The following is a 6453-nucleotide window of genomic DNA, read 5'->3' on the forward strand; positions in this document are numbered from 1 at the left end:
GATCTCCTTGACGGGCAGGCAGGTGGCCTGCAATGGAGCCGATTCTTCGCGCCGGCCCGCCGGCCGCACTTGATCTGCCTCAGTCGGGGGCGCTTCGGCGGCGCCGGGCGTCAGGGTTGCGCCGGGCAGCGGCGCGGCCACTCTGGGGCCAGAATGCCCCCCAACAGGGCCTTCCGGGCCCGCAAGGGATGCAGCAATGACGTGGTCGATCCTGGCGCGCGACGAGGCCGGACGCTTCGGTGCCGCCATCGCGAGCCGCTTCTTCGCGGTGGGCGCGCTGACGGTGCACGCCCGCCGCGGGGTGGGCGTGCTGTCCACGCAGGCGCTCATGAATCCGCTGTACGGCCCGCAGGGCCTGGAACTGCTGGCCGCCGGCCGCACGCCCGAGCAGGTGATCGCGATGCTGACCGGCGCCGACGCCGGGCGCGACCAGCGCCAGCTCCACATCCTGCCGGCCGAGGGCCGCGCCGCCGCCTGGAGCGGCAATGCCTGCATCGATTGGTGCGGCCACCGCGTCGAGGCGGACTTCAGCGTGGCAGGCAACATGCTGGCCGGCCCGCGGGTGCTGGAGGCCACGGCCGAAGCCTTCCTGGAGACGCGCGGCCGCCCCCTGCCGGAGCGGCTGCTGGCGGCGCTCGCCGCCGGCGAGGCGGCAGGCGGCGACAAGCGCGGCAAGCAGGCCGCGGCGCTGCGCATCCAGGCCGAGGAGGACTACCCGCAGCTCGACCTGCGCGTGGACGACCACCCCGAGCCGGTGCAGGAGCTGCAGCGGCTCTATCGCACCAGCCTCGAGCGCGCCCAGCCCTTTCTCGCCTGCCTGGCCGGCCGGCACGACCCGGTGGGCGTGATCGACCGCGCGGAGATCGAAGCGCGCATCGAGCGTTTCCAGCGCGAACGCGGAGGCGCGACCTGATGCCCGTGCTGGCAGTGCGCGAGCTGCGCACCGAGTTCGCCACCGACGAAGGCAGCTTCCCGGCCGTGGACGGCGTGAGCTTCGCCGTCGAGGCCGGCCGCACGCTCGCCATCGTCGGCGAATCCGGCTGCGGCAAGAGCGTGACCGCGCTGTCGGTGATGGGCCTGGTGCCCGATCCGCCCGGGCGCATCACGGGCGGCTCGATCCGCTTCGAAGGCCGCGAGCTGGTGGGCGCGCCCAAGCGCGAGCTGCTGGATTTGCGCGGCAACGGCATGGCGATGATCTTCCAGGAGCCGATGACATCGCTGAACCCCGCGTTCACCATCGGCGACCAGATCGTCGAGGCGCTGCTGCGGCATCGCCCCATGGCGCGGGCGGCGGCGCAGGCGCGCACGATCGAGGTGCTGCGCCAGGTGCGGATCCCGGCGCCGGAGCAGCGCTTCCACGAGTACCCGCACAAGCTCTCGGGCGGCATGCGGCAGCGGGCGATGATCGCGATGGCGCTGGCGTGCGAGCCGCGCCTGCTGATCGCCGACGAGCCGACCACGGCGCTGGACGTGACGATCCAGGCCCAGATCCTGGAGCTCATGGCCACGCTGCGCAAGGAAACCGGCATGGCGCTGGTCCTGATCACGCACGACCTCGGCGTGGTCGCGGAAGTGGCCGACGAGGTGGCGGTGATGTATTCCGGCCGCATCGTGGAGCGCGCGCCGGTCGCCGCCATCTTCGCGCAGCCGCAGCATCCCTACACCGTGGGCCTGCTCGGCTCGATCCCGCGGCTGGACCTGGAGCGCGAGCGGCTCGCCTCCATCGAGGGCCAGGTGCCCAATCCCTTGCGGCGCCCGCGCGGCTGCCACTTCGTCGCCCGCTGCCCGTTCGCGATCGCGCGCTGCCACGCGGAGCCGCCGCCGCTGGCGCAGGTGGGCCCGCAGCATGCCTCGGCCTGCTGGCGCGCGCCGCTCGATCCCGACGTGCTGGCGCCGCAGCTGGCGGAAGCGGAGGCCGCGCCATGAGCGAACCGATGCCCCTGGTGCGCGCCGAAGGCCTGGTCAAGCACTTCCCCGTGCGGCGCGGCCTGTTCGGGCGAGTGAGCGGATTGGTGCGGGCCGTCGACGGCGTCGACCTGCAGCTCGCCGCCGGCGAGACGCTGGGCGTGGTCGGCGAATCCGGCTGCGGCAAGTCCACCCTCGGGCGGCTGATCCTGCGCCTGATCGAGCCCACGGCCGGCCGCGTGGTCTTCGACGGCCAGGACATGGGCCAGCTCTCCACCACGCAGCTGCGGGCGCAGCGGCGGGCCATGCAGATCATCTTCCAGGACCCGTACTCGTCGCTGAATCCGCGCATGACGGTGGGCCAGACCCTGGCCGAGCCACTGCGCCTGCACGGCCTGCACGCCGGCCGCGAGGCCGAGCGGGTGGCGCAGCTGCTGCGCACCGTGGGCCTGGCACCCGAGCACGCGCAGCGCTATCCGCACGAGTTCTCCGGCGGCCAGCGCCAGCGCATCGGCATCGCCCGCGCGCTGGCCGTGGAGCCCAAGCTGATCATCTGCGACGAAGCGGTGTCGGCACTCGACGTGTCGGTGCAGGCCCAGGTGGTGAACCTGCTGCAGGACCTGCAGCGCCGCTTCGGCCTGGCCTACGTCTTCATCGCCCACGACCTCGCGGTGGTGAAGCACATCGCGACGCGCATCGCGGTGATGTACCTCGGGCGCGTGGTGGAGACGGCCGACAAGAACGCGCTGTTCGCGGCGCCGCGCCATCCCTACACGCAGGCGCTGCTGTCGGCGATCCCGCGGCCGGAGCCGGACGCGCGGCGCGAGCGCAGCGTGATCGGCGGCGACGTGCCGAGCCCCCTGCATCCGCCCACCGGCTGCCACTTCCACACCCGCTGCCCGCACGCGCAGCCGCTCTGTTCGCAAGAGGCGCCGCCGCTGGAGGCCACGCGCGATGGCCACGCCGCCGCCTGCCACTTCTGGCGCGAGCTGCAGGCGCGCGCCGCCACCGTGCAACCGATCGCCCTCGCCCCCGCGCGCCGCCGGCTCGAACGCCTGCAGGCCGCCTTCGTCACCCCGGCGCCCGCGGCGCCGGGCCCTTGAACCCACCTTCCCCGGAGAGCCCACCATGCCTTGCCTTCCAAGATCCCTGTTGCGGCCCCTGAGCATCGTCGTGCTGGGCGCCGCTGCGTTCGCGGCCCAGGCGCAGACGCAGTTGCGCATCGGCCTGGCCGAAGACCCCGATGCGCTCGATCCCTCGCTGGCCCGCACCTTCGTCGGCCGGGTGGTGTTCGCGGCACTGTGCGACAAGCTGTTCGACATCGACGAGAAGCTGAACATCGTGCCGCAACTGGCCACCGGCTACGAATGGTCCGGCGACGGCAAGGCGCTCACGCTCAAGCTGCGCCAGGGCGTCACCTTCCACGACGGCGAGAAGTTCGACGCCGCCGCGGTGAAGTTCAACATCGAGCGCCACAAGACCATCCCGGGCAGCAACCGGCGCGGCGAGCTGGCGCCGGTCTCCAGCGTCGACGTGGTCGATCCCGGGACCGTGCGGCTGAACCTGTCGGCGCCGTTCGCGCCGCTGCTGGCGGCGCTGACCGACCGCGCCGGCATGATGATCTCGCCCAAGGCGGCGCAGGCAGCCGGCGACAAGTTCGCCTCGCACCCGGTCTGCTCGGGCCCGTTCAAGTTCGTCGAGCGCGTCCCGCAGGACCGCATGGTGCTGGAGCGCTACGCGGACTACTGGAACAAGGCCGCGGTCCACATCGACCGCATCACCTACGTGCCGATCCCGGACGCCACCGTGCGGCTGGCCAACCTGCGCTCGGGCCAGCTCGATTTCATCGAGCGGGTGGCGCCGAGCGACATGGAGAAGATCGTCAAGGAGAAGAAGTTCAAGACGGCCAGCATCACGGAGATCGGCTACCAGGGCATCACGATCAACGTGGGCAAGAGCGACAAGGCGAAGAACAACCCGCTCGGGCGCGACCGCCGCGTGCGCGAGGCCTTCGAGCTCGCGCTCGACCGCCAGGGCCTGGTGCAGGTGGTGATGGACAACGAGGCCCTGCCCGGCAACCAGTGGGTGCCGCCCACCAACAGCTTCTACGCGAAGAACATGCCGCTGCCCAAGCGCGACGTGGCCCGCGCCAAGCAGCTGCTGAAGGAAGCCGGCGTGCCCAATCCGAGCTTCACCCTGCTGACGCCGACCACCTCCGACGCCCAGCGCATGGCATTGGTGGTGCAGGCGATGACGCGCGAAGCGGGCTTCGACGTGAAGATCCAGGCGGCCGAATTCGCGACCTCGCTCAACATGGCCGACAAGGGCGACTTCGAGGCCTACGTGCTGGCCTGGAGCGGCCGGCCGGATCCGGATGGCAACCTGTACAGCTTCCATGCCTGCAACCAGCCGCTCAACTACGCCGGCTACTGCGACGCCGAGACCGACAAGCTGATCAAGGCCTCGCGCGAGGTGCGCGACGTGAACGAGCGCAAGAAGCTGTTCGAGCAGATCGCCGCCCGGGTGCTGAAGGAGCGGCCGATCGTCTACGTGTACCACCGCAAGTGGCTGTGGGCGTACAACCCCAAGCTCTCCGGCGTGCGCAACATCCCCGACGGGCTGCTGCGGGTGCAGGGCTTGAAGATGGGGAACGGGGCCTGACTCTTCGCTTCGCCGCCTGATGTTCGACTACCTCGTCAAGCGCATCGCCCAGCTCCTGCCCACGCTGGTGCTGGTGTCGATGCTGATCTTCGGCCTGCAGCAACTGCTGCCGGGCGACCCGGCGAAGATCCTGGCGGGCGAGGAGCAGGACCCCGCGGTGGTGGAGTACCTGCGCAAGAAGATGCACCTCGACGAGCCGCTGCCGGTGCGCTACGCCTACTGGGTGGGCGGCGTACTGCGCGGCGACCTTGGCGAATCGATCCGCAACCAGCAGCCGGTGCTGGACCTCGTGGTGCAGAAGCTGCCGGTGACGCTGCAGCTCGCCTCCATGGCGATGCTGATCGCGCTCGTGATCGGCATTCCGGCCGGCATCGTGTCGGCCGTCGGGCGCGGAACGATCTGGGACTGGGCGGCCAACCTGTTCGCGCTGTGGGGCATCTCGACGCCCAACTTCTGGCTCGGCATCCTGCTGATCCTGCTGTTCGCGGTCAACCTCGGATGGCTGCCCGCCTCGGGCTACGTGAGCCCGTTCGAGGACCTGTGGGGCAACCTGCAAGCCATGCTGATGCCGGCCTTCGTGCTGGGCAACGCGATCGCGGCGGTGCTGATGCGGCACACGCGCAGCGCGATGCTGCAGGTGCTCTCGGCCGACTACGTGCGCACCGCGCGCGCCAAGGGCCTGGACGAGAAGACGGTGGTGCTGAAGCACGCGCTGCGCAACGCGCTCACGCCGGTCATCACGCTGGGCGCGCTGGAGCTGGGCACGCTGCTCTCCGGCGCGGTGCTCACCGAGCAGGTCTTCACCATTCCCGGCTTCGGCAAGCTGATCGTCGACGCGGTGTTCAACCGCGACTACGCCGTGGTGCAGGGCGTGGTGCTGGTCACCGCCACCGCCTACATGCTGCTGAACCTGCTGGCGGACCTGGCGTACTTCGCCGTCAATCCGCGCCTGCGGCACTGAGGAACGCATGGCTGCCGTCCTGCCCATCCCCACCCACGAGGCCGTCGCCCCGCCGGCCGGCCCGTGGCGGCGCGCGTGGCGGCGGCTCGTGCGGCGGCGCGCCGCCCTGCTGGGGCTGGCGGTGGTGATCGGCTTCATCCTGCTGGCGGTGTTCGCGCCCTGGATCTCGCCGCAGGACCCGATCGCCACCAGCTGGAGCGCGATCCGCAAGGCGCCTTCGGCGGAACACTGGTTCGGCACCGACGAGATCGGCCGCGACGTGCTCTCGCGCGTGATCTGGGGCACGCGCGCCTCGCTGCTGGCGGGCGTGGTGTCGGTCTCGATCTCGCTGCTGATCGGGGTGCCGATCGGGATGGCGGCGGGCTTTCTCGGCGGCTGGGTGGACGGCGTGATCTCGCGCATCACCGACGCCTTCCTGGCCTGCCCCTTCCTGATCCTCGCGATCGCCTTGGCCGCCTTCCTGGGGCCCAGCCTCACCAACGCGATGGTGGCGATCGGCATTTCGGCGGCGCCGATCTTCGTGCGGCTCACGCGCGGGCAGGTGCTGAGCGTGAAGGTGGAGGACTATGTGGAGGCCGCGCGCGCGGTGGGCAACCCGCCCTGGCGCATCGCGCTGCGGCACATCCTGCCGAACATCACCGCGCCGCTGATGGTGCAGGCCACGCTGGCGATCGCGGCGGCCGTGATCGCGGAGGCGAGCCTGTCCTTCCTCGGCCTGGGCCAGCAGCCACCGGCGCCGAGCTGGGGCAGCATGCTCAATACCGCGAAGAATTTCATGGACAACGCGCCGTGGATGGCGATCTGGCCGGGGGTCTCGATCTTCCTGCTGGTGCTGTCGTTCAATCTGCTGGGGGATGGCTTGCGGGATGCGCTGGATCCGCGGCAGCGGTGAAGCGCTGGGCTTCGCGCTGTCGCGCTCAGCACCA

General features: G+C 71.0%; 6 protein-coding genes. All 6 read left to right on the forward strand.

All coding sequences use genetic code 11. From position 1 onward, the window contains the following. The first annotated feature begins 196 nt into the window (after positions 1-196). From VFM98_RS15100 to VFM98_RS15125, 6 genes are read left to right on the forward strand one after another with little or no spacing between them, the layout of a single operon-like run. Positions 197-913: a DUF1028 domain-containing protein gene (locus tag VFM98_RS15100; RefSeq protein WP_325110733.1), complete on the forward strand. Its 717-nt coding sequence runs from the start codon at positions 197-199 to the stop codon at positions 911-913. Beyond that, the gene (locus tag VFM98_RS15105; protein ID WP_325110734.1) at positions 913-1926 is read left to right on the forward strand and encodes an ABC transporter ATP-binding protein; all 1014 of its coding nucleotides are present in this window, start codon (positions 913-915) and stop codon (positions 1924-1926) included. The genes VFM98_RS15100 and VFM98_RS15105 overlap by 1 nt, the downstream gene beginning before the upstream one ends. After that, positions 1923-3008 carry a dipeptide ABC transporter ATP-binding protein gene (locus VFM98_RS15110; RefSeq protein ID WP_325110735.1) on the forward strand — a complete coding sequence of 362 codons (1086 nt, stop codon included), beginning with the start codon at positions 1923-1925 and terminating at the stop codon, positions 3006-3008. The genes VFM98_RS15105 and VFM98_RS15110 overlap by 4 nt, the downstream gene beginning before the upstream one ends. A 49-nt stretch (positions 3009-3057) precedes the next feature. Then, entirely contained in the window at positions 3058-4566 is a 1509-nt protein-coding gene (locus VFM98_RS15115; protein ID WP_325110736.1) for an ABC transporter substrate-binding protein, read from the forward strand. Between the two features lie 19 nt (positions 4567-4585). Continuing rightward, positions 4586-5527, forward strand: a complete 942-nt coding sequence (locus tag VFM98_RS15120; RefSeq protein WP_325110737.1) for an ABC transporter permease — start codon at positions 4586-4588, stop codon at positions 5525-5527. Positions 5528-5534: 7 nt separating this feature from the next. Next, on the forward strand, positions 5535-6419 hold the full coding sequence (locus VFM98_RS15125; RefSeq protein ID WP_325110738.1) for an ABC transporter permease: 885 nt from the start codon (positions 5535-5537) through the stop codon (positions 6417-6419). Positions 6420-6453: the final 34 nt, after the last annotated feature.

It is taken from the genome of Ramlibacter sp. (assembly GCF_035706265.1).
GTDB lineage: Bacteria > Pseudomonadota > Gammaproteobacteria > Burkholderiales > Burkholderiaceae_C > Ramlibacter.